General features: G+C 73.6%; 17 protein-coding genes and 1 pseudogene. 7 read left to right on the top strand and 11 right to left on the bottom strand.

Annotation, left to right across the window (positions count from 1 at the left end; all coding sequences use genetic code 11):
* Window positions 1-2: 2 nt before the first annotated feature.
* From FHS87_RS09085 to msrA, 3 genes are all read right to left on the bottom strand, one after another.
* Window positions 3-995 (bottom strand): YncE family protein, encoded by a 993-nt coding sequence (locus tag FHS87_RS09085; protein ID WP_184516658.1) that lies wholly within the window; start codon window positions 993-995, stop codon window positions 3-5.
* Window positions 996-1,094: 99 nt separating this feature from the next.
* Window positions 1,095-1,523 carry a peptide-methionine (R)-S-oxide reductase MsrB gene (gene msrB / locus FHS87_RS09080; protein WP_184516655.1) on the bottom strand — a complete coding sequence of 143 codons (429 nt, stop codon included), beginning with the start codon at window positions 1,521-1,523 and terminating at the stop codon, window positions 1,095-1,097.
* Window positions 1,520-2,092, bottom strand: a complete 573-nt coding sequence (gene msrA, locus FHS87_RS09075) for a peptide-methionine (S)-S-oxide reductase MsrA (RefSeq protein WP_184516652.1) — start codon at window positions 2,090-2,092, stop codon at window positions 1,520-1,522. Before msrA ends, msrB begins: the two co-directional genes overlap by 4 nt.
* 102 nt (window positions 2,093-2,194) lie before the next feature.
* On the opposite strand from msrA, the gene FHS87_RS09070 reads away from it, so the two are divergent.
* Window positions 2,195-3,295, top strand: coding sequence for a serine hydrolase domain-containing protein (locus FHS87_RS09070; protein WP_184516649.1), 1,101 nt, complete (start codon window positions 2,195-2,197; stop codon window positions 3,293-3,295).
* An 8-nt stretch (window positions 3,296-3,303) separates the two neighbouring features.
* Window positions 3,304-4,317: a dipeptidase gene (locus FHS87_RS09065; RefSeq protein WP_184516646.1), complete on the top strand. Its 1,014-nt coding sequence runs from the start codon at window positions 3,304-3,306 to the stop codon at window positions 4,315-4,317.
* A gap of 7 nt (window positions 4,318-4,324) precedes the next feature.
* Here the strand turns inward: FHS87_RS09065 and FHS87_RS09060 are convergent, their stop codons facing one another.
* From FHS87_RS09060 to FHS87_RS09050, 3 genes are all read right to left on the bottom strand, one after another.
* On the bottom strand, window positions 4,325-6,904 hold the full coding sequence (locus tag FHS87_RS09060; RefSeq protein ID WP_184516643.1) for a hybrid sensor histidine kinase/response regulator: 2,580 nt from the start codon (window positions 6,902-6,904) through the stop codon (window positions 4,325-4,327).
* 5 nt (window positions 6,905-6,909) lie between these two features.
* Window positions 6,910-8,022, bottom strand: coding sequence for a TRAP transporter substrate-binding protein (locus tag FHS87_RS09055; RefSeq protein WP_221299722.1), 1,113 nt, complete (start codon window positions 8,020-8,022; stop codon window positions 6,910-6,912).
* Window positions 8,023-8,207: 185 nt separating this feature from the next.
* A complete protein-coding gene (locus tag FHS87_RS09050) occupies window positions 8,208-9,197 on the bottom strand; it encodes a mitochondrial fission ELM1 family protein (RefSeq protein ID WP_246418271.1) in 990 nt (329 codons plus the stop codon).
* 69 nt (window positions 9,198-9,266) lie between these two features.
* On the opposite strand from FHS87_RS09050, the gene FHS87_RS09045 reads away from it, so the two are divergent.
* From FHS87_RS09045 to FHS87_RS09025, 5 genes are all read left to right on the top strand, one after another.
* The gene (locus FHS87_RS09045; RefSeq protein ID WP_184516640.1) at window positions 9,267-9,992 is read left to right on the top strand and encodes an orotate phosphoribosyltransferase; all 726 of its coding nucleotides are present in this window, start codon (window positions 9,267-9,269) and stop codon (window positions 9,990-9,992) included.
* Window positions 9,993-10,141: 149 nt separating this feature from the next.
* Window positions 10,142-11,470 (top strand): Nramp family divalent metal transporter, encoded by a 1,329-nt coding sequence (locus tag FHS87_RS09040; RefSeq protein WP_246418270.1) that lies wholly within the window; start codon window positions 10,142-10,144, stop codon window positions 11,468-11,470.
* Window positions 11,471-11,529: 59 nt separating this feature from the next.
* On the top strand, window positions 11,530-13,212 hold the full coding sequence (locus tag FHS87_RS09035) for a peptide ABC transporter substrate-binding protein (protein WP_184516635.1): 1,683 nt from the start codon (window positions 11,530-11,532) through the stop codon (window positions 13,210-13,212).
* Between the two features lies 1 nt (window position 13,213).
* Complete coding sequence (locus tag FHS87_RS09030; protein WP_184516632.1) at window positions 13,214-14,158, top strand: ABC transporter permease; 945 nt, start codon at window positions 13,214-13,216, stop codon at window positions 14,156-14,158.
* On the top strand, window positions 14,158-14,997 hold the full coding sequence (locus tag FHS87_RS09025) for an ABC transporter permease (RefSeq protein WP_184516629.1): 840 nt from the start codon (window positions 14,158-14,160) through the stop codon (window positions 14,995-14,997). The genes FHS87_RS09030 and FHS87_RS09025 overlap by 1 nt, the downstream gene beginning before the upstream one ends.
* A gap of 9 nt (window positions 14,998-15,006) precedes the next feature.
* Here FHS87_RS09025 and FHS87_RS09020 read toward each other — a convergent pair whose 3' ends face one another.
* The 5 genes and pseudogenes from FHS87_RS09020 to FHS87_RS09000 form a co-directional block, all read right to left on the bottom strand.
* Entirely contained in the window at window positions 15,007-16,995 is a 1,989-nt protein-coding gene (locus FHS87_RS09020) for a PhoX family protein (protein WP_221299720.1), read from the bottom strand.
* Between the two features lie 267 nt (window positions 16,996-17,262).
* Window positions 17,263-18,159: pseudogene (locus FHS87_RS09015) on the bottom strand (phospholipase D-like domain-containing protein); the annotation flags it as partial.
* Between the two features lie 348 nt (window positions 18,160-18,507).
* Window positions 18,508-20,067 (bottom strand): PhoX family protein, encoded by a 1,560-nt coding sequence (locus tag FHS87_RS09010; protein ID WP_184516624.1) that lies wholly within the window; start codon window positions 20,065-20,067, stop codon window positions 18,508-18,510.
* A 322-nt stretch (window positions 20,068-20,389) separates the two neighbouring features.
* Window positions 20,390-21,586, bottom strand: coding sequence for a Zn-dependent hydrolase (locus FHS87_RS09005; protein WP_184516622.1), 1,197 nt, complete (start codon window positions 21,584-21,586; stop codon window positions 20,390-20,392).
* A gap of 80 nt (window positions 21,587-21,666) precedes the next feature.
* Window positions 21,667-22,977 carry a calcium-binding protein gene (locus tag FHS87_RS09000; RefSeq protein WP_312861939.1) on the bottom strand — a complete coding sequence of 437 codons (1,311 nt, stop codon included), beginning with the start codon at window positions 22,975-22,977 and terminating at the stop codon, window positions 21,667-21,669.
* Window positions 22,978-22,983: the final 6 nt, after the last annotated feature.

Raw genomic sequence — 22,983 nt, 5'->3', positions numbered from 1 at the left:
CCTCAGCGCGTCGCCGGCGCGGCCGGGACCTCGTTGCGGGCCTGAACGAGATCGCGGTTGCGAAAGAAGATGCCGTGCGGCGAGCGACCCACCGGCGAGGTCGCCACCTCCCCCGTCTCGGGGTCCAGCAGGGCGAGCTGGCGGGTCCAGCGCAGGGTGGTCCAGAGCCGCCCCTGCCCGTCGAAGGAGATGCAGTCCGGGCCGCCCGGCACCTCATAGACCCGCATGACATCCAGCGTGACGGGATCGAGCGCGGCGATGCGGCTGTCCACGCGGCTGGTCACGTAGATCGGTCCCCCGCCGGGCGAGGGGAAGAGCGCGTGGGTGCCGCGGCCGATCCGGATGGTGCGCTCCACCTTCCGCGCCTCGGGATCGACGACGGCCACGTGGTCGGAGCCCATGATCCCCACCAGCAGCCGCCCGTTGTGCCAGATGATCCCCGCCGGCTCCCGCCCTACCTGGAGGGTCCAGGCGACCTGGCGGGTTCCCAGGTCGATCGCGGCGATGGAGCGGCTGCCCTGGAGGGTCACATAGACCGTGCTGCTGTCCGGCCGATAGGCGATGTGGCTGGGCATGTCGCCCGGCTTCACGCGGGAGAGCAGGTTGAGCCCCATCGAGGCCGCGTCCCACTCGTAGATGTCCACCTGGTCCCGGCGCAGGCCGGTGACGACCAGCAGCTTGCCGTTCGGGCTGAACTCAAGGTTGTAGGGATTGGCAATCCGCTCGCGCTTCCTCACCTCGCCGGTGGAGGGGTCGAGGAAGAGGATCTCGTTGCCCGCCGCATCGCCGACGAGGAGCAGGTCCTTCGCCGGGGAGAGGGCGAGGTGATGCGGCTCGCGCAGCGCCGGGATCTGCCGCAGCTCCGCGCGGGTGGCGGCATCCACCACCTGGATCCCGGGATCCAGGGAGTTGATGACGAAGACCACATCGGCCCGCCCCGCCCCGGGCAGGAAGCCGGCCGCGAGGAGCGGAAGCGCGAGGGCGAGGCGGCGCATGGGAAACTCCGGGAAGCCTGTCGGTCGAAGATTCGCGATTCTCGCAAATCATTGCCGACCGCGCCTTGATTTGCATCACGGCGCGGCCGGGCGCGACCCCTATTCGACGGCCGGGCCGTCCTCGTCCCTGGGATGGAAGTCCATGGCCACCCCGTTCATGCAGTAGCGCAGGCCGGTCGGGCGGGGGCCATCGGGGAAGACATGGCCGAGATGCCCGCCGCAGGCCGCGCAGTTGACCTCCGTGCGGGTCATGAAGTGCGAGCGGTCCGTGGTGGTGCGGACCGCGCCCTCGATCGGCTTCCAGAAGGAGGGCCAGCCCGAGCCGCTCTCGTACTTCGTGTCGCTGGTGAAGAGGGGCGACTGGCAGCCGGCGCAGTGGAACACGCCGTCCCGCTTCTCGACGTTCAGCGGGCTGGTGCCCGGCCGCTCCGTGCCGTGGTGGCGCAGCACGCGATAGGCGTCGGGCGAGAGGCTCTCCCGCCACTCCGCGTCACTGCGCTCGATCGTGTAGCCCTTCTCCTCGCTCACGCCGCGCGCTCCTTCAGCCGATGGGCGAAGCCCTTGCGGAACTTGGCCACCTTCGGCGCCACCACCGCCCGGCAGTAGCCGGACCAGGGGTTACGGGCGAAGTAGTCCTGGTGCTCACCCTCCGCGGCGTAGAAGACGGGCGCGGGGGCCAGCTCGGTCACGACCGGGCCGTTGTACAGCCCCTCGCGCTCCACCTCGGCCATCACCTCGCGGGCGGTCGCCTCCTGCTCCGGCCCGTCGAAGAAGATGACGCTGCGGTACTGCGGCCCGACATCGGCGCCCTGCCGGTCCTTCGTCGTGGGGTCGTGGATGGTGAAGAAAACCCGGAGGATGTCGGCATAGGAGACGACGGAGGGGTCGAAGGCCACGCGCACCACCTCGGCATGGCCGGTGCGCTTGCCGCAGACCTGCTCGTAGGAGGGGTTCTCGACATGGCCGCCGGCATAACCGGACACGACCTCGGAGACGCCGCTCAGGTTGCGATAGACGGCGTCAAGGCACCAGAAGCAGCCGCCGCCGAGGAGCGCGACCTGGGTGCCGGAACCAGGATTTTCGGGGGATTGGGTCATGGCCGTTATTTGGTGATTCGGCCCCCGAACACCAAGGCACTCCGAGGGTTTCGGCCCCTGCCCCCTTTGCCCCGGCCCGGCGCGGGTCCACCCTGCGCGGCAATGAGCTTCCCCGCCCCCTACCCCTCCCCCCTGCCCGAGGCGCCGCCCGGGACGCTGGGCTTCGACCCCGCCCGCCTCGCCGAGGCGGCGGAGTTCGCCCTCTCCCGCGAGACGCCCTTCCCCCGCGACCTCCTCGCCCATCTGGAGGCCGGGCATTTCGAGCCCGCGCCGGACAACGAGGTGCTCGGCCCCGTCCAGCCCCGCGGCGCCCCGAACGGGCTGGTTCTGCGGGAGGGCGTGGTCGCCGCGCGCTGGGGCGACACGCGGCGGGCGGACATGACCTTCTCGGTCGCCAAGTCCTGCCTCTCCCTCCTCGCCGGCATCGCCCATGGGGACGGGCTGATCCCCGACCTCGACGCCCCCGTCTCGGCGAGCGTGGACGACCCCGCCTTCGACGGGCCGCGCAACGGGGCGATCACCTGGCGGATGCTGCTGCAGCAGACGAGCGAGTGGGAGGGAACCCTCTTCGGCAAGGAGGACCGGATCGACCGCGGCCGCGACCTCGCCAGCGAGGGAGTGAAGCCCAAGGGCTGGCCCCGCCCCCTCGCCGCCCCCGGCGAGCACTGGGAGTACAACGACGTCCGCGTGAACGTCCTCTCCCTCGCCCTGCTGCGCCGCTTCGGCCGCGCACTCCCCGAAGTGTGGCGTGAGCGGGTGATGGACCCTATCGGCGCCTCGCCGGACTGGCGGTGGGAGGGCTACCGGACCTCCGTGGTGGATGTCGGCGGGGAGCCGGTCACCTCCGTCCCCGGCGGCGGCCACTGGGGCGGCGGCATCGTCACCCATGCCGAGGACCAGGCGCGGCTCGGCCTGCTCATGCTGAACGACGGCATGTGGGAGGGCCGCCGCATCCTGCCCGAGGGCTGGGTGGCGGAATCCGGCAAGCCCGTCGCGCTCCACCCGGATTACGGGCTGCTCTGGTGGCTCAACCGCAGCGGGCGCTTCCCGAAGGCGGACCGGGACAGCCTCTTCGCCGTGGGGGCCGGGGGGAACACGATCTGGATCGAGCCCGCCACCCGCCTCGTCGCCGTCTTCCGCTGGCTGCACCCCGACGCCCTGCCGCAGCTCATCGCCCGCATCGCGGACGCCCGGACAGCCTGAGGCCGATCATGCACGCCGAGATCCACGCCGAGACCCTCACCCTCGACACCCATGTCGATATTCCCTGGCCGGAGATGATCGACCCCCGCGGGGTGACCGGGCGGAACGTCGATTTCGCCCGGATGAAGGCCGGCGGGCTGAAGGCGGTGGTGTTCATCGCCTACACCCCCCAGGGCCCGCGCACGCCGGAGGACCATGCCGAGGCCGGCGCCCGCGCCGAGGCCATGCTCCGCCACATCCGCGACACCGCCCATGGCGAGGGCCGCCGCATCGTCACCCGGGTGGCGGAGCTGGAGGCCGCCCATGCCGAGGGCGCGACCTCCGTGCTGCTGGCGGTCGAGAACGGCAACGCGATGGGGCACGACCTCTCCCGCCTCGCCCTCTGGCGCGGGCTGGGGGCGATCTATCTCACCCTCACCCATGACGGGCACAACGACCTGGCCGATGCCGCCCGCCCGCGCCGCGACCGGCCCGAGCCGGCCACGCTGCACGGCGGCCTCTCGGCGCTCGGCCGGCGCGCGGTGGAGGAGATGAACCGGCTCGGGATGCTGGTGGACGTCTCCCACGCCTCCAAGGCCTCGATGATGCAGGCGGTGGAGGCCTCCCGCGCGCCGATCGTCGCCACCCATGCCTGCTGCGCCGCGCTGCGCGCCCATCCCCGCAACCTCGACGACGAGCAGCTCGACGCGCTGCGCAATTCCGACGGGCTGATCCAGATCACCGCCGTCCCCGCCTTCTTGCGCGATCCCGGGCCGGGCGGGAACAGCACCGCGACGGTGGACGACATCGCCGACCATGTGGACCACGCCGTGCGCCGCATCGGCATCGCCCATGTCGGCCTCTCCTCCGACTTCGACGGGGGCGGCGGCGTCACGGGCTGGATGCATGCGGGCGAGACGGGCGCGCTGACCGAGGCGCTGCACCGCCGCGGCTACGACCGCGAGGCGATCGGGCTCCTCTGGGCCGGGAACTTCCTCCGCGTCTGGCGCCGGGCGGAGCGGGTGGCGGCGGAAGGGTTCTAGCCGCCCCTTACTCCGCCGGCGTCGCCGCGGCGGCGGGAACGATGCGGGACAGCTCCGCCGCGAGCGCCTCGCGCGTGACGGGCTTGGCGAGGTAGCCGGTCATCCCCGCCGCCCGGCAGGCGGCATTGTCCCGATCGAACACGCCGGCGGTCAGGGCCACCACGGGCACGTCCCGCCCCTCCCCCTCCGGCAGGGCGCGCAGCTGGCGGGTTGCTTCCAGCCCGTCCATGCCCGGCATGGCGAGATCCATCAGGACGAGGTCGAACGGCTCGCCGGCACGGGCGGCGGCGGACACGGCCTCCACGGCTTCCCGGCCGCCCGTGGCCAGCTCCGCCCGGTGGCCGGCGCGCTCCAGCAGGGCGCGGGCGACCAGCCGGTTCGTAGCGACGTCGTCGACGACGAGGACGCGGAGGCTGTGGGTGCCCGCCTCCCCCGCGACGGGAGCCGGGACCGCGGGCTGGAGCAGCGCGGCCGCCTGAATCGGCGCCTCGACCCAGAAGCGCGAGCCCGTCGCCCCCCGGGCCACGGCATCGGGGTTGTCGTCCACCCCGATGCGCCCCCCCATGGCCTCCACGATGCCCGTCGAGATGGCGAGGCCGAGGCCGAAGCCCTCCGCCACCGGGGCGTCCGGGCCGGAGCGCTCCAGCCGGACGAAGTCGCGGAAGATGTTGGCGCGCTGGTCCGGCGGGATGCCCGGACCGGTGTCCAGCACCTCCAGCCGCAGCCGGTCGCCCGAGGCATCGCTCAGGAAGACGCTCCTCAGCGTGACCTGGCCGCCGGCGGGGGTGAACTTCACGGCGTTGGAGAGCAGGTTGAGCACGAGCTGGCGCAGGCGCATCGCGTCCAGCAGGAGGCCGGGCGGCAGCGCCTGGTCGTTCTCGGAGAGCACGGCGATGTCGCGCGCCGCCGCCGCCGGGCGGATGAGGTCCGTGCAGGCGCCGAGCAGCGGGCGGATCGCGGTCGGCTCCCGCCGCAGCGGCATCCGCCCCGCCTCGACATGGGCGAGGTCCAGCACGTCGTTGGCAACGTCCAGCAGGTGCCGCCCCGCCGCCTCCAGCATCCCGGCGCGCCCGCGCTGCTCAGGGGTGAGGGCGGGGTCGCTCGACAGCGCCTGGGCCATGCCGAGCACCCCGTTCAGCGGCGTGCGCAGCTCATGGCTCATGCGGGCAAGGAAGCGGGACTTGGCGGCCCCCGCGGCGGCGGCCTGGTCGCGCGCCTCGGCCAGGTCGGCGGCGGCGCGCTTCTGCTGGGTGATGTCGGTCCGGATGCCGACCGAGCCGCCTCCCGGCACCCGCCGCTCCGTCACCAGGATCCAGCGGCCATCGGGCAGCAGGCGCTCCACCGGGGCCGTGTTCCAGGGATGGCGGTAATGCGCCATCGCCTCGGCCACGAAGGCCTCCTTGTCGGTGCCGGCCTGCGGGTACTGCCCGTGGGCGGCGCCGTAGCGCATGATCTCGGTGAGGGTCACGCCGGGGCGGATCATCGGGGCGCTGGCGCGGTAGAAGTCCCGGTAGCGCTCGTTGCAGACGATCAGCCGGTCCTCCTCGTCCCACATGACGAAGCCGTCCGACATCGCCTCGATCGAGGATTCGAGCAGCTGCCGGCCCCGCGCCCGCTCCGCCTCGGCCAGGTCGCGCTGGCGCAGCATGGCCAGGAGCAGCGCGGCGATGGCGATGGTGAGGGCCGCCAGCCCGCCGGCGGCGTAGAGGATGCGGTCCTCGTTCTCCTCCCAGGCCCTCAGGGCCGGGGCGGTCTCCTGCACCGCCACCACGTGCAGCGACGGGTAGAGGGTGCGCCGGAGGGCGGTGAAGCGCCCGGGATCCAGCCCTTCCGAGAGCGGCCGCGCCACGGGCCGGCCGATCCTCGCCTCGTCATGCGGCGCACTGGCCAGCAGGACCCGGTCCTCGCTGCGGATCAGCAGCACGCGGCGCCCGTCGGGCTCGCCGCGCGCGCCGTAGCCCGCCAGCCCCGCGGCGATCACCGGCACCGGCACCTCGGCGACGGCCAGTACCGGGGCCATGCCCTGCAGGGTGACGGGCCGGGCGAGGAAGAGCGCCCACTCGCCCGTCGTCGGGTTCGGCACGGGGCCGGCGACGGTCACCCCGCCCCGGCTCGGCGTGGTCGCCTGGGTCGGCGCCAGCAGGGCCTCGTGCGGCACGGCCGGCGGCCGGCGGCGCGACCCGGCCAGGGCGGCGGCGATGGGCGTCCCGCCCTCCATGGGGAGAAGGATCAGGTCCCGGAAGCCGAGGCTGCTGTCGCTCAGGCCCATGAGGACGCGCGAGAGGGCGGCCGAGCGCTCGCTCCGCGAGGTGCCGGGGGAGAGATCGGTCAGGGCCGGGGCGAGAAGGTTGGGCAGCCCCGCCAGCGCGCTGTCCACGGCGAGGAAGGCGCGGTTCATGGAGGCCGCGGCGCTTTCCGCCGTCGCCCCCACCATCGCCTCCGCATTCGCGATCGCGGCCGTGCGGCCGTGCCGCACGATCATCCGCGCCACGGTGAACTGGATGCCCAGCAGCACGAGCGTGCCGAGGATGATCCACAGCCCGGCCGAGCGGGTCTGGAGGGATCGGAAGAGGCGGCGGGCGGGCATGGGGGCTAGCGCGGGCCGAGGGCGGAGATGCCGAGGGCGTTGCCGGAGCGCTCGTTCCACTCCTCGGCGCAGCCGGGGCCGCAGCGGTCCACCCAGCGCGGCAGGATCACCTCCCGCACCAGCCGCCGGCGCAGCTCGTCGTCCTGGGGCGTCACCTCCACGCGCGTCATGCGGCCCCGCGCGCGCGATCCCCCCACCTGCTCGGGCGGGCATTCCGCCTGCCCGGTGTTGCAGGCGATGCCGAGGCCGGTCTCGGTTTCCGCCGCTTCCCAGATGCGCCCCTCCAGCTCCCCCAGTTCGCGCTTCAGCACGTCGCGCATGTCACCCGGCAGGGCGGCCCAGGCGGCGCGGTTCGCGCCGAAGAGCGAGACGCCCCAGGTCAGCGCCATCGCATGGACATGGCTGGTGACCTCGTTCAGCCCGATCTGCCAGCCCGAGAGCGTGCCGGTGATCGCGCACTCCACCACGCCCGTGCGGATGGAGGGGATGATCTCGGCGAACGGGATCACCACCGGCACCGCGCCGATCGCCGAGACCCATTCGGACTGCGCGGCGGATGAGGTGCGGATGCGCCGGCCCCGGAGGTCCAGCAGGCCGGAGAAGGGTCGGGCGCAGAAGAAGACCTGGGCGGGATAGACATAGACGGCCAGGAGCTCCGTCTCGTGCCGCTCGCGCAGCATCGCCTCGAGCCAGGGCCGGTTGAGGGAGATCACGCTCCGCAGCGTCGCCATGTCGGGCGCGACGCCCGGCAGCTCCACCGAGGAAAGCTCGGGCTCGTCGGCGGCCACGAGGCCGAGAAGCGCGGTGCTGAAGGGCGTGACGCCGAGCCTGAGGAGGCGAAGCGCCTCCTGGCCGCGGATGCCGCTGCGGTCGAAGGGGGAGATGTCGGCGACCAGCCGGCCGCCCGTCACCTCGGGCAGCCGCCTCGTCCAAAAGGGTTCCTCCAGCCGGGTGTACTGGTTCACCCCGGCCAGGCCACCGACAACCTGCAGGCGAATCCTCTCCGGTCCCTCGGAGCGGGATGGGGTGGGCAGGAGGAGGGCACCGACCACGAGGGCGCCGGCCAGGGCCCGGGCGCCACGCCAGACCAGCCGGCGGAGATTCAGCAACGGTGCCACGCTCTTACTCCGGCCCCCCCGGCAAGAAGGCCGAATGGCCGCCTCTTGCTCCCTCGGCGGCGAGCCTACCCGATTTTCCACACGAAAAAAACAACCATGACGCGAGTTAATTCCCCCCTCTCGCGCAGCGATCCAGATGCCTGAGCGACCTGGGCACCACGCCGGCCGCAGAGGTTGATGAGGCTTCAGCCGCAGGCCGCAATGCCGCGCAACAGGCTCGCGCGGAGGATGCCGGCCACCCGCCCGCTCTCGTCCAGGGGAGGGCGCGATGGCGCATGGGGGAAATGATCGAGCGGAACGGCCTGCCCCGCGGCGATGAGGGAGGCGTGCAGCGCCCGGTGCCGGCGCGCGCCGGGCGGCGCTCCGGCGATGAAGACGGGCGCGGCGGTGGCCAGGGCCTCGGACAACATCGAAACGGAATCGCCGCTCACCACCACCGCATCGGCGAGGGCCAGGAAGGCGGCATAGGGGTTGGGCCCCGGCGTTCCCCAGCGGTGCAGATGCCCCGGCACCCCCTCCAGCCTTCCGGCAAGCGCCTCCCCCGCCGCGGTGCCGGAGCGCCGGCTGGTCGTGGCGAGGATGCTGCCAGCGCCGGGGATCACCCGCTCGATGATGCCCAGGGCCTCGCCCGGGTCGAGCCCTTCACCCCGGACGGCTCCGCCCAGCAGGACGGCCACGCGCGGCCGGGGCAGGGCCTCCAGCCCCGGCCATTCCGCGCGCGCCACCGCCAGCACGGCGGGCGAGATGCGGTGCGTCGCGCCCAGGATCGGGAGGATGTTCGGCGCGGGCGCAGGGTCGTCATGCCGGCCGATCACCAGCAGGTCGAAATCGTCCGCCGCCAACCCCGGGCGCATGCAATGCACCGTTCGCGCGCCACGGCGCCGAAGCCAGCGCGAGACGGGCGCGGAGCGCCGCCCGGCCGAGATCACCAGCCCGGGCCAGGGCGGCGCGATCAGCCCCCGCGCGGCCGGCGCCAGCCCGGCGAGACTCGGCCAGGCCAGGGGCAGGCCGGCGAGCGCGGACCATTCCAGCGGGAGCGTGCGGAAGGGCCAGCCCAGCCGTTCGGCGATGCCGAGCGCCTGCGCCGCCGTTCCCGCGCGCGGGTCGGCCAGCACCCAGACCTCCTCCCCCGCCTGCCCGTTCATCCGCGCGCCGTACCGCGCGCCCGGGCACATGGACGGCGCCGCGCCGGGCCGCTAGGGAACCCCATCGCCCGCCCCGGGGACAGGAGAGGGAAAGCAGCCATGGCCATCCAGCACGCCTCCGAATGGGACCGCGACGCGGCCCTCACGACGGCCCGCATCCTTCTCGAGATCAAGGCGGTCAACTTCCGGCCGGAAGAGCCCTACACCTTCACCTCGGGCTGGAAGAGCCCGGTCTATATCGACTGCCGCCGCATCATCTACTTCCCCCGCGCGCGCAAGACGATCTGCGACCTTGCCGCCGAGAAGATCGGGCGGCACATCGGCTACGAGACGATCGAGGCGGTGGCGGGCGGCGAGACGGCGGGCATTCCCTTCGCCGCCTGGATCGCGGACCGGATGATGACGCCCATGGCCTATGTGCGGAAGAAGCCCAAGGGCTTCGGCCGCAACGCCCAGATCGAGGGCGACGTGCCCGAGGGCAAGCGCACCATCCTGGTGGAGGACCTGACCACCGACGGCGGCAGCAAGATCCGCTTCGCCCAGGCGCTGCGCGACGCCGGCGCCATCTGCAACGACACCTTCGTCGTCTTCTTCTACGGCGTCTTCCCCGGCGCCTTCGACACGATGAAGGCGATGAACCTCAACCTCCTCCACCTCTGCACCTGGTGGGACGTGCTCGAGGTCTGCCGCGAGCGCCCCTACTTCTCCGAGGAGGCGCTGCGCGAGGTGCGCCGCTTCCTGGAGGACCCGATGGCCTGGTCCAAGGCGCGCGGCGGAATAGGCAGCGCGGAGGAGGCGGCTTCGAAGGGCATCACTGCGGGCTGAACCAGGGCGAGCAGGCAGCGATGCTGCTTGCGGGCACCCGGCGCCTCGGCTACGAGCGGATAAAGCGTTGAATCTCAATGCAATAGCTCGACACGTCACGACCTGAACAGCTGTTCATGCGTGCATCGTGTCGGCCCGGAAGGATGCCGATGCCGCGAGACGAGGGACCCGCCCACCTGCTCGACCAGACGCCCAGCCTTCCCGAGGTGAACCGCAGCGTCGCCGTGCCGAATGCCGGGAGCTGGCTGCGGCGCCTGATGGCCTTCATCGGGCCGGGCTACCTCGTCGCCGTCGGCTACATGGACCCCGGCAACTGGGCCACCGCCCTCGCCGGCGGCTCGGCCTTCGGCTACACGCTGCTGAGCGTCGCGCTGCTCTCCTCGCTCATGGCGATCCTCCTCCAGGCGCTCTGCGCGCGGATCGGTCTCGCCACCGGGCGGGACCTCGCCCAGCTCTGCCGGGACCGCTTCCCCCGCTGGGTCGGCCTGCCGCTCTGGTTCCTCGCCGAGATCGCGATCTGCGCGACGGATCTCGCGGAGCTGATCGGCACGGCCATCGCGCTGCAGCTCCTTTTCGGCATCCCGCTCATCATCGGCGTGCTGCTGACGGCGCTCGACGCCTTCCTCATCCTCTGGCTGCAGAACAAGGGCATGCGCTGGCTGGAGGCTTTCATCATGGGGATGATCGTCCTCATCGCCGGCTGCTTCGTCGCCCAGCTCATCCTGGCGGACCCGAACTGGGGTGAGGTGCTGCGGGGCTACCTGCCCTCGACCTCCGTCGTGACGGACGGGGCGCAGCTCTACATCGCCCTCGGCATCCTCGGCGCCACGGTGATGCCGCACAACCTCTACCTCCACACCGCCGTCATCCAGTCGCGCGACGTGGCGCGGGACGAGGCGGGGAAGCGGGAGGCGATCCGCTTCGCGACGATCGACAGCACGGTGGCGCTCGGCCTCGCCCTGCTGATCAACTCCTCCATCCTCATCCTCGGCGCCGCGGCCTTCCACGCGAACGGGCGGACGGAGGTGGCCGAGATCGGGGAGGCGCACGCGCTGCTCGCCCCGCTGCTCGGCGCGGCGGCGCCGACGCTCTTCGCCGTCGCGCTGCTCGCCTGCGGGCTGAACTCCACCGTCACGGCAACGCTGGCCGGGCAGGTGGTGATGGAGGGCTTCCTGCGCCTCCGCCTCTCGCCCGTGATGCGGCGGCTGATCACGCGCCTCGTGGCGATCGTGCCGGCGGTGATCGTCACGGCCTTCTACGGGGAGAGCGGGACGGCGCAGCTGCTCGTGCTCTCGCAGGTGGTCCTCTCGCTCCAGCTCCCCTTCGCGGTGATCCCGCTGATGATCTTCGCCGGGGACCGCGCGCGACTGGGGACGCTGCGGGCGCCGGGCTGGCAGATCGCCCTCGGCTGGACCTCGGCGGCGCTGATCGTGGTGCTGAACGTGAAGCTGCTGGTGGACTTCTTCCTCGGGGATTAGCCGCGCGCCGGGCGGGCCAGGGCTACCGGCCGCCCGCGTCCCGCCGCATGATCCCGGAGATGAGAGAAGCAGAGCCCCTCCGCGCGGCCGCCCTGGCCCTCCTCCCGCTCCTGGCCGCCGCGCCGGCCGCGGCCCAAGGGCGCGACCAGGGGCGGGACACGCTCACCATCGGCCTGTCCCAGGCCACGGGCACCTTCCACCCGAATATCGAGAGCATGGCGGCGAAGTCCTACATCCTGGGCTTCGCGCGCCGCCCCCTCACCGGCCACGGCCCGGACTGGCGCCCCCTCTGCCTCGCCTGCGATGTCTTCCCCACGCTGGAGAACGGGCAGGTGGTGCTGGAGAACACGCCCGAGGGGAAGCCGGGCATGCGCGTGACCTGGCGCCTCCGGGAGGACCTGCGCTGGGGCGACGGGCGCCCCGTGACGGCCGAGGACCTGCGCTTCGCCTGGGAGGCCGGGCGCGCCTTCGAGACGGGCTTCGGCGGGGCCGAGTTCTACCGCCAGGCCTACGAGTTCATCTCCCCCGATCCGCGCACCGTGACGCTGCGCCTGGACAAGGTCTCCTTCGACGCCGGCAGCGCGGGCGGCTTCGAGCCCCTGCCCGCCCATATCGACCGCGCGATCTGGGAGGCGGACCGCCGGAACTACCGCTCCCGCACGGCCTACGACACCGACACGACCAATCGCGGCCTGTGGAACGGGCCCTACCGCGTCACCGCCGTGCAGCCCGGCGCGGGGGTGACGCTGGAGCGCAACGAGGCCTGGGCCGGCCCCGCCCCCGCCTTCCGCCGGGTCAACATCCGCGTGGTGGAGAACTCCGCGGCGCTGGAGGCGCAGCTCCTCGCGGGGCAGGTGGACATGATCGCGGGGGAGCTCGGCCTCTCCCTCGACCAGGCGATCGCGCTGGAGCGCCGGGCGCGCGGGCGATTCCGCTTCGAATACCGCGCGGGGCTCGTCTGGGAGCATCTGGACCTGCGCCTCGACAACCCGATCCTGTCCGACCTCCGCGTGCGGCAGGCGCTGATGCTGGCGATCGACCGGCCGCGCATCGTCGCGGGCCTGTTCGACGGGCGGCAGCCCGTGGCGGCGACCTCGATCCATCCCGACGACCCCATGATCGACAAGAGCCTCGCCCCCTGGCCCTTCGACCTCGCCCGCGCGCAGGCGCTGCTCGAGGAGGCCGGGTGGCGCCCCGGCCCGGACGGCATCCGGCGCAATGCCGAGGGGGCGCGGCTGACCGTCGATCTCCAGACCACCGCCGGCAACCGCTCCCGCGAGACGGTGCTGCAGGCGATCCAGGGCATGTGGCGCGCGGCGGGGGTGGAGGGCCGCATCGCCAACCAGCCGCCGCGCGTGCTCTTCGGGGAGACACTGTCGCAGAGGCGCTTCCAGGGGGCCGCTCTCTTCGCCTGGATCAGCAGCCCGGAGAACGTGCCGCGCAGCACGCTGCACTCCGACGAGATCCCGACGGCCGCGCGCAACTGGTCCGGCCAGAACTACCCGGGCTACAGAAACCCCGAGATGGACGCGCTGATCGAGGCGCTGCCGCAGGAGCTGGACGCGGAGAAGCGCCGCCCGATGTGGTCCCGCCTGCAGGCGATGGTGCACCGGGACCTGCCCGCCCTCCCCCTCTGGCACCGGGCCGACGCGCATGTCTGGCCGCAGTGGCTGGAGGGCGTGCGCCCGACGGGGAACATGTCGCCCTCCTCGCTCTGGGTGACGGATTGGAGGATGCGCTGAGATGGCGCGCATGATCGCCTGGCGCGTGCCGCAGATCGCGGCGACGCTCGCGATCCTCTCCCTGGCCGCCTTCCTCGCCATCGGGGCGATGCCGGGCGACCCGATCTCCCTCGCCATGATGGCCGATCCGCGGCTCGGCCCGGCGGATGTGGAGCGGATGCGCGCGCTGCACGGGCTGGACCAGCCGCTGCTGCTGCGCTGGTGGGCCTGGGCGACGGGGGTGCTGCGCGGGGAGTTCGGCTATTCCCGCCTCTTCGCCCGCCCGGCGGCGGAGGTGCTTTGGCCGGCGCTGCGCGGCAGCCTCGTCCTGCTCGGCACGGCGCTCGCGCTGGCGGCGGGGCTGGGCATCGGGGCGGGGATGCTCGCCGCGCTGCGGCCGCGCTGGCGGGGGGCGGTGGATGCGGTGGCGCTGCTCTCACAGGCGCTGCCAGCCTTCTGGCTCGGCATCCTCCTCATCATTCTCTTCGCCGTCACCCTGGGCTGGCTGCCGGCGGGCGGCGCGCCGGATGCGGGCGGGGTGGCGGAGGCGGCGCGCTTTCTCGTCCTGCCCGTGGCGACGCTGGCCATCGCCCATCTGGCCGCCTATGCCCGGCACACCGCCGCCGCCATGGCCGAGGTGCTGCGCGCGCCCTGGATCACCGCCGCCCGCGCGCGCGGCGCGCCGGAGTCCCGCATCGCCTTCCGCCACGCCCTGCCCAACGCCGCCGTGCCGCTGCTCTCCATCCTCGCGCTCGATGCCGGCGCCCTCGTCTCCGGCGCGCTCATCACCGAGACGGTCTTCGCGCGGCCCGGGATGGGCAAGCTGCTGACCGATGCGGTAATGGGGAACGATCACAACCTCGCCCTGCTGGCGCTGCTGCTCGTGGCCGGGACCACGCTGCTGGCCACCCTCGCGGCCGATCTCGCCCAGCGCGGGCTCGACCCCAGGCTGGGGCGGGAGGGGTGATGGGCGGCGATGCCTGGAGGCTCCGCACCGGCCTCGCGATCCTGCTCCTCCTCGCCCTCGCCGCGCTCGCGGCGCCGGGGGTGGCGGCGCTGCTCGGCGTCGATCCGGAGGTGCCGGACATCCTGGCGCGGCAGGCCGGTCCCTCCGCCGCGCATCCCCTCGGCACGGACGAGCTGGGGCGGGACATCCTCGTGCGGCTGCTGGTCGGGGCACGGGTCTCGCTCGCGGTAGGGATCGCGGCGGCGCTGGCCTCGACCGTCATTGGGCTGGCGGCGGGGCTGCTCGCGGCCTGGCGCGGGGGCTGGGTGGATGCGGCGCTGATGCGGCTGGCGGACGGGCTGCTCGCCCTGCCCGCCCTGCCCCTGCTCGTCCTGCTCGCCGCGATGGACCCCGCGGCGCTCGGCCTGCCGCGCGGCGGCGCGCTGTCGGACGTGCTGCGGATCGTGCTGATCCTCGCCCTCTTCGGCTGGGTCGGCGTCGCGCGGCTGGCGCGGGCAGCTGCGATCTCCGTCCTCGCGCGGGACCATGTGCGGGCCGCGCGGGCCTTGGGCGTGGGAGAGGCCCGGCTGCTGCGCCGCCATGTCGTGCCGGCGCTCGGCGCGCCGCTGGCGGTGGCGGCCTCGCTCGCCGTGGCCGGGGCGATCCTGGCGGAGAGCACGCTCTCCTTCCTCGGCCTCGGCATCCAGCCCCCGGCCTCCTCCTGGGGCAACATGCTGGCCAACGCGCAGGACCTCGTCTTCAGCGCGCCGATGGCGGCGCTGTGGCCGGGGCTGGCGATCGCCCTCGCCGTGGCGGGGGCGATGCTGGTGGCGGACGGGCTGCGCCCGCGGAGCGGCTGACGCCGCCGCTCAGCTCCCGATCTCGCCCCCGTCCCGCTTCACGATGGCGATCACGGAGGGGCGCGGCGGCATTCCCTCCCGGTTGTCCGGCCAGCGGGTCGAGGGCTTGTCGAAGGTGCTGCCCGCATCCTCGCCGGGGTGCTGGATGGCGAGGAACACCGTCCGGTCGGCCGGCCCCAGCAGCGGCCCGCAGACCTCGGCCCCCGTCGGCGCGGCGTAGAAGCGGCGGGTGAGCGCGCGTCCGTCCCCCTCCGTATCGGCGGCGAAGAGGCCGTCCGCGATCCTTGCCGCGGCCGGGGCGCCGTCGGTCGAGATCCAGATGCGGCCCTTGCTGTCGAAGGCGCAGTTGTCGGGGCAGGAGAGCCAGCCGCCCTCCGCGTCCACGGCCGCGTGATAGGCGGCGCCGGCATGGGTGCCGGGCTGGCCCGCCATCAGGAACACCTCCCAGCGCGCGGAGGTCGCGGCGTGGTCCATCCGCCCGCGCCCCTCATTGGCGCCGCTCATGGCGGGGGGCAGGATCTCGATGACGTGGCCGTGCGCGTTGTTCGGGCGCGGGTTCGCGGCGCCGGTCCCGTTGTCCCGGCGGGAGGTGTTGTTCGTCAGCATGACGTAGACGCGGCCGGTGACAGGGTTCACCTCCACATCCTCTGGCCGGTCCATCGGCGTCGCGCCGAGCAGGTCGGCGGCGCGCCGCGCCTCGATCACCACGTCGCCCTGGGAGCGGAAGCCGTTCGCCTCGGTCAGCGGCCCTTGGCCATGCACCAGAGGCATCCAGTCGAGGCTGCCATCATCGTTGAAGCGCGCGACATAAAGGGTGCCGTCGTCGAGCAGGTCGCGGTTCAGCCCGGGCTCGTCGCTGTTCCAGGGCCGCGCGGTGACGAACTTGTAGACGTAGTCGAAGCGCTCGTCGTCGCCCATGTAGATCACCACGCGCCCATCGGACGAGATAGCGTGGGTGCAGCCCTCGTGCTTGAAACGGCCGAGGGCGGTGCGCTTCACCGGCACGCTCCCGGGATCGTAGGGATCGAACTCCACCACCCAGCCAAAGCGGTTCGGCTCGTTCGGCTCCCGCGCCACGTCGAAGCGGGGGTCGAAGCGGTGCCAGGTGTACTGCGCGTCCCGCACGAAGCCGTAGCGCTTGAAGGCCGCCGCCTGCGGCCCCGTCTCCACGCCCGGGCCGCCGAAGTAGTAGTTGAAGTTCTCCTCGGCGATCAGGACCGTGCCCCAGGGCGTGTTGCCGCCGGCGCAGTTGTTCAGCGTGCCCCGCACGCGCCTACCCGTCGGGTCCGCCGAGGTGCGCAGCCGCTCATGCCCCGCGGCGGGTCCGCTGACCCGCATCTCGGTCTCCGCCGTGATGCGGCGGTTCAGCGCGCCGCCCCTCACCGGCACCCAGCGCCCGTTCTCCCGCCGGATCTCCACGACGCTCGCGCCATGCGCCATCTGCTCCACGCGCATCTGCGCCTCGCTCGTGCGCTGCCGCGCCTCGCGGGCACCGCCCAAGCCGGGGAACATCAGCTCGGGATTCGTGTACTCGTGGTTCACGACGAGCAGGCCGTGCTCGCCGCCGGCCGCGCCCTTGGGCAGCGGGAAGAAGTCGAGATAGTCGTTGTTGTAGCCGAATTGCAGCGCCTGGGCCTCGGCGCTCTGCTTCGCCGGGTCGAAGGCGGGGGCGCCGGGCAGCACCGGGTCGCCCCAGCGCATCAGCACCTGCACCTCATAGCCCTCGGCCACCGCCTCGCCCGGTCCCGTCCCCTGGGGCAGGCCGCGGAAGCCGAGGCTGGAGGAGGGGGAACGGGCCTCCTCGGCCGCGGCCCGCGCGGCGCCGGCGAGGGGCAGCGCCCCTGCTGCTGCCGCGCCGAACAACCCGCGAAGGGCGGAGCGCCGGGTGAGGCGCCGCCCGATGACCGAGCCGATGGAATCGGCGGCCGACGGATTGCTGCCGATATCCTCCAGCGCCTGCTGGTCCGGCGGAAAATTTTCCACCCCCATCCCGGTCATGCCCCTGATCCCCCGAACTGACGGGCGCGCTCATAGGACAGGGCGGCGAAGGCCGCGTGACAGCCGGATGACGAAAGCATGACGATCCCGGGCGGCCGCCCGGGACTAGAGGAACACTTCCAGGAGCTTCGCATGCCATTCCTGCAGCCGGCTGCCCAGGCCGCGTCGGCGCCAGGCCGCGAGGGTGATCTCGTGGGAGGCGGCGACGTCCTGCCGGAACAGCGCCTCCATCTTCCCGCCGAACTCCTCGCCGAGGATGATCGCGTCGATCTCGTTGTTCCAGACCGTGCTGCGCCAGTCGAGATTGGAGGAACCCACCGCGGACCAGGCGCCGTCCACCACGGCGGTCTTGGCGTGCAGCACCCTTCCCTGGCGCTCGTGGATCCGGACGCCCGCCCGGAGCAGCGCGTCATAGGAGGCGCGCCCCGCGGCGATGGCGAGGCTGCTGTCGCTCTCCCCGGGCAGCACGATCTGCACGTCCACCCCGCGCCGCGCGGCGGCCATGAGCGCGCGGGCGAGGTCCGGGGTCGGCACGAAGTAGCCCGTCGTCAGGTGGACCGACTTCTGGGCGAGGACGATGGTCGCGAGCAGGGTGCGGTAGATCAGCGGCTGGTCGCTGTCCGGCGAGCCGTCGATCGCCTGCACCGTGGTCGGCCCCATCGGCGCCGAGGGGGCGGGCGGCGGGTCCGCGATGGGCGGCCCCTTCTGCTGGCGCCAGGTCTCCATGAAGTAGCGGCTGAACTGGGAGACCACCGGCCCCTCGATGCGGACGCTCGTGTCCCGCCAGGCCTGCTCGTCGGAATCCGTGCCCCGCGGCTTCGGCGTGTTCCGGAGGACCTTGCTGATATTCGCCCCGCCCGTGATGGCGACGCGGCCATCGGCGATGAGCAGCTTGCGGTGGTCCCGCCGGTTGAGGTCCACCGGGACGCGCTCGTTCGGAACGAGCGGGTTGAACTCCAGCACGCGCACGCCGCCCGCGCGCAGCCGCTCGAACAGGGACTCCGGCGTGCCGAACGCGCCCCAGGCGTCGTAGACGAGGTTCACCTCCACGTCCCTGGCGCGCGCGGCGAGGAGCAGGTCGGCGAAGCGCCCGCCGGCCTCCTCGTCGAACTCGTAGCTCTCGATGTCGATCCGCCTCCGCGCGGAGCGGACGGCCTCGGCCATGGCGGGAAGGATGGCCGGGCCGTCCACCAGCAGGTCCACGCGGTTGCCGGGCACGAAGGGCATGCCCGCGAAGCGCTCGCCCTGCTGGCGGATGAGGTCGATGCTCCCGCCCGGCGCCCCCCTCTCCCGCGCGGCGAGCAGGTCCGGGCTCACCCCGGGCGTCGGGGCGGCGACGCAGGCGCCGAGGAGGATGGCGGCGAGCAACGGCAGAAGGCGGGGGAGGAAGGCCATGCTGCAACGATGCCGCAGGACTCTGGCGAAACATGGACCCTGCCGGGGCAGTCGCGCCGCATGCCCGCCCTCGCGGCGCGGTGCCCCGGCAGGGGTCGGGACCGGCGCCGGCACGCCTTACCCGCCCACCCGGCCGCCGCGGATGCGGGTGAAGGTGACGAGCGCGCTGCGGGGCGGGGCCTTGCTGTCGAAGGCCGGCCACAGCGTGCCGGGCCTGTCCCAGGAGGCGCCGGGCTCCGCGCCCGGGGTGCGCACCATGGCGAAGAGCGCCTCCCCATCAGGCGCCACGGCCGCGCCGCCGACCGCCGCGGCGCGAGGGGCGCCGTAGAGCGGGAAGAGCGCGCCGCGGCGGGGGCCGCGCGTCTGGCAGCAGAGCAGCATGTCCGGCTCGGCCCCCACGCGCCCTCCCCTGTCCGTTCCGATCCAGACGCGGCCCGCGCCGTCGGCCGTGACGGTGTCGGGGTGCTCCGGCCCGCCCGGTGCGAGGCGGCCGGGGGAACCGCTGGGGAGCAACGTCGCCACCGCGGCCGTGTCCGCCCCGTGATCGCCGCCCGTCGGGAGGATCTGCAGCACCCCGCCCGGCATGGGCGGCACCGCGCCCGGGCTGCCGCGACAGGTGAGGAACAGAGCGCCGTCGGCGTCCAGCGCGAGGCCGGATGGCTGGACCAGCCCCGTGCCGCCCATGCGGGCAGCGAGGCCGATCGTGTCGGTCAGCGCCGCCGGCTCGCGCGGCAGGTCGACCCAGCGCAGCCGCTCCCCCTCGATCCGCGCCACGGCGAGGATGCCGGCATCCAGGGCGTCCGGCATCCGCGCCGGGCCGCGGGAGGTGAAGCGGAGGAGGAAGCCGCCGGGCCGGCGGTCGGACATGTAGACCACCGCGCGCCCGTCCCGCGTGAGGGCGGCAGCGGCGTCGCCATGCCCGAAGCGGCCGAGCGAGCTGCGCTTCACCGGCACGGAGCCCGGCTCCGTCCCGTCCAGCTCCACCACCCAGCCGAAGCCGCGCGGGTCCTCGAAGCGCGGCTCCAGCCCGCGCAGGCGGGCGATCCAGCTTCCCGGATTGTCCTCGGTGAGGAGAAGGCTTCCCCAGGGGGTCCAGCACCCGCCGGAGACGGCGAGCAGCCCCCGCACCGCCCCACCCAGCGGCCCCGCCGCGCCGCCCGAGATGCGGCAGAGGGTGTTCGCCGTGAGCCGGCGGGACTGGTACCCGCCATCCACCACGGCCCAGCGGTCCCGCTGCTTCTCGACATTGAGCAGCGAGGCGCCCTGCATGACGGCCGCGACATCGGGCTGGTCGAGGCCGCCGGGGAAGGCCATGGCGGGATCGACGGTCGGATGCGCCACCGTCAGCACGCCGCGCGGCACCCCGTCCGCCCCGGCGGGCGGCACCCAGAGCCCGATGATCCGCCCGTCCCAGCCGAACTGGGTCTCGGCGGCGTCCACGGTCGGCTCGTGCGGGATCCAGGGGCGGGCGTCGGGCGTCACCCGGTCCCCCCAGCGCACGAGCAGGTCGCGCTGGTAGCCGGGCGCGACGGTGTCGGAGGTCTGGGTGAGGAAGGCGGGGGCCTCCCCCATCTGCGCCAGGGCCGGGAGAGCGGGTCCGAAGGGAAGGGCGCCAGCCGCGCGCAGCAGCCGGCGTCGCGTGGTGGCGCGAGGCGTGTTCTCGGATTGCGTGGGCATGTCAGCCTCGGGTCGTGACCCCGGGCCCTGGGTTGCCGGCGGGCAACCCCTCGGCGGCGCCTGCCGCGCTTCGCACCGCCGCCGTGCCGCGGGCCCACTGCCGCGGCACGACGAGGTCAGAGGGGGCGGCGCCGTGCCGCGCGACCCGGCGGGGAGGGCCACGGCGGGCATGGGGCGGCGCGGCATGGTTCATGCGCGCAAGATGGCGCGGCGCGCGGGGTGTGGGGAACGGCCGCGGCCATCACGCTTCGTCGAACTCGCGAAACGAACGCGCCCCCGTTTCCAGGGATGGAATCCGCGACCGGGCCGAGGGCGGCCGGCCCTACCCCGCGAGGATCCGCCGCGCCCCCTCGGCCAGCACGCGCATGCCGAGAGCCAGGTCCTCCTCCTTCGTGTCCTCGGTCCAGTGGTGGCTGATCCCGTTGATCGAGGGCACGAAGAGCATGGCGGCCGGCATGACCCGGGCGAGGTACTGCGCGTCATGCCCCGCCCCTGACGGCATGCGCTGCCAGCGCCCGGGCGCCAGCGCCTCCGCCGCATCCGCCAGCGCGTCCTGCAGCGCGGGGTCGCTGACGGCGGGGGTGGAGAGGGAGAGGGCTTCGAGCGTCGCCGTGCAGCGCTCCCGCCGGTTGCTCTCGGCGACGCAGCGGCGCAGCACCTCCTCCAGCCGGCGCAGCACCTCGATGTCCACGTCCCGGTACTGGAACAGGATCTCGGCGCGGCCGGGGATGATCGACGGCGCGCCGGGGGTGAGGGCGATGCGCCCGGCGGTCCAGACCGTGCGCTCGGCGCAGTGGCGCGGGAACTCCTCGTCGATCATGGCGAGCAGGCGCACGGCGGCCAGCCCGGCATCCCGCCGCTCGGCCATGGTGGTGGTGCCGGCGTGGTTCTGCTGGCCCTCGATGGTCATCTTCCACTGCCAGATGGCGACGATGCCGGTCACGACGCCGATGCCGAGCCCGCCCTTCTCGAGCTGCCGACCCTGCTCGATATGCATCTCCAGGAAAGCCTTGTAGCGGTCCCGCTCCACGGCCAGGCGCGGGCGCCCCTCCAGCCCGGCCTCGCGCAGCGCCTCGCGCAGCGGCTTGCCGTGGTAGCGGTTGGCGAGGCGGTCGATCTCCGCCTCCTCGAGCAGCCCGGTGAAGGAGCGGCTGCCGATAAAGCTGCCGTAATGCCCCTCCTCGTCGGAGAAGACGGCCACGTCCACGGGCAGGCCGGCGGCGGCGAGATGCAGCGCGGCCACGCAGCCCAGCGCGCCGTCCAGCCATCCCGCCTCGTTCTGGCTTTCCAGATGGCTGCCCGCGAGAAGATGGGGCCCGGGCTTCGGGCTGCGGCCGAGGATGTTGCCGATCCCGTCGATCTCCGCCTCCAGCCCCTCCTCGCGCAGGCGGGAGATGAACCAGTGGCGGGCCTCCATGTCCTCGGGGGAGAAGGTCGGGCGGTGGACGCCCGTCCGGAACTCGCCGAAGCGCCTGAGCGCCTGCAGGTCCGCCAGGAAGCGATCCGTATCAACCCTCATGCGCGACCCCTCATTCTCGATGCCGCGCGCAGGTTAGGGGCGCCCCGCCGCACCGCACAAATCGGCGGCGGGCTCCAGCGTCAGAGCTGCCAGTCGGAGGGCGGTGGCGCGGCGCCGTTCACCAGGACCTCCAGCGCCTCCACGCCCGAGAGAGTGAGCCCCAGCCGCGCATCGGTGAAGGCCGCATCCCCCGCCGAGCCGCCCGCGATCCAGCGGGCGAGCGAGGCGGCGGCCGAGCGCAGCCCGGCATCGGCCCAGTCGGCCGAATCGATCTCGATCCGCAGCCTGTCCCAGCCCGCGCCGCCGATGAGGATGTCCCCTCCCGGGTCGCGATCGGCGAGCGCGAGGATGAGAAGGTCATCGCCCGCCCCGCCGTCCAGCCTGTCCGCCCCCGCACCGCCGGACAACGTGTCCGCGCCCTCGCCGCCGAGAAGCCTGTCCCGCCCGGCCTGGCCGAGGACGAGGTCATTCCCCTCCCCGCCTTCGGCGAGGTCATCCCCGGCGCCGAGGAGGAGGAAGTCGTCGCCCTCGCCGCCGAGCACGGTGTCGTCTCCGGCCGCTGCGGAGACGAGGTCCATGCCCGCGCCGCCGAGGATGAGGTCGCTGCCACCCCCGGCATGGATCATGTCATGCCCGGCGCCGCCCTCAATCCGGTTGTCGCCGTCGCCCGCATTGATGGCGTCGTTCCCAGCGCCGCCGAGGATCGTGTCGGCCCCGGCGCCCGCGGTGATCGAATCAGCCCCGCCACTACCGCTCAGCCGGTTCGCGCCCTCGCCGCCATCGATTCGGTCGTCGCCATCGCCGCCGGCCAGCAGGTCGTCCCCGGCGCCGCCGCGCAGGAAGCGCTCGGCCGGGGGCGGCGCGGGAGGCGGGACGCTCAGCGCCGTGTCGGGCGAAGGCGGCGCGGGGGTGATGACCGGCTGCACGGGTTCGGCGTGGGAAGCGGGCACGGGACCGGTCCCGACGACCGGCGGGGTGGACGGAACTGGGGCCGTCAATACCTCGGGGGCTATGGCCTGTTCCGGGCCCCGTTCCGGGACCGGCTCCGCGGTTCCGGCCGTGGCCTGCTCCGCCCCCCCTTCCGTGACTGGTTCCGCGGTTTCGGCCATGATCGGCTCGGTCACCCCCAGCGGCGCCACCGGGGCGGGGCCGGGGGACGCGGCCGGGAGGGGCGAGGCCTCGCCCGGCGCGGCATCCGCCAGCGGCGCCGCGCCCTGCCCGGCCGCGAAGGGCTGCGCGAGGAGCATGAGGTGGTGCAGGACGCGGCCATCCGGCTCGGTGCCGCTCTCCGCCGTGGCGGCGGCCAGCGCGATCACGGCCAGGGGTTCGGCCAGGGGTCCTGCGGGGGGCAGCGGGCCGAGGGGAGGCAGCAGGAAGGGACCGGTCCGCACGATTCG

It is taken from the genome of Muricoccus pecuniae, from assembly GCF_014199205.1.
GTDB lineage: Bacteria > Pseudomonadota > Alphaproteobacteria > Acetobacterales > Acetobacteraceae > Roseomonas > Roseomonas pecuniae.
Note: the sequence above shows the minus strand (reverse complement) of the source record. Positions and strands in the feature narration are given on the sequence as shown.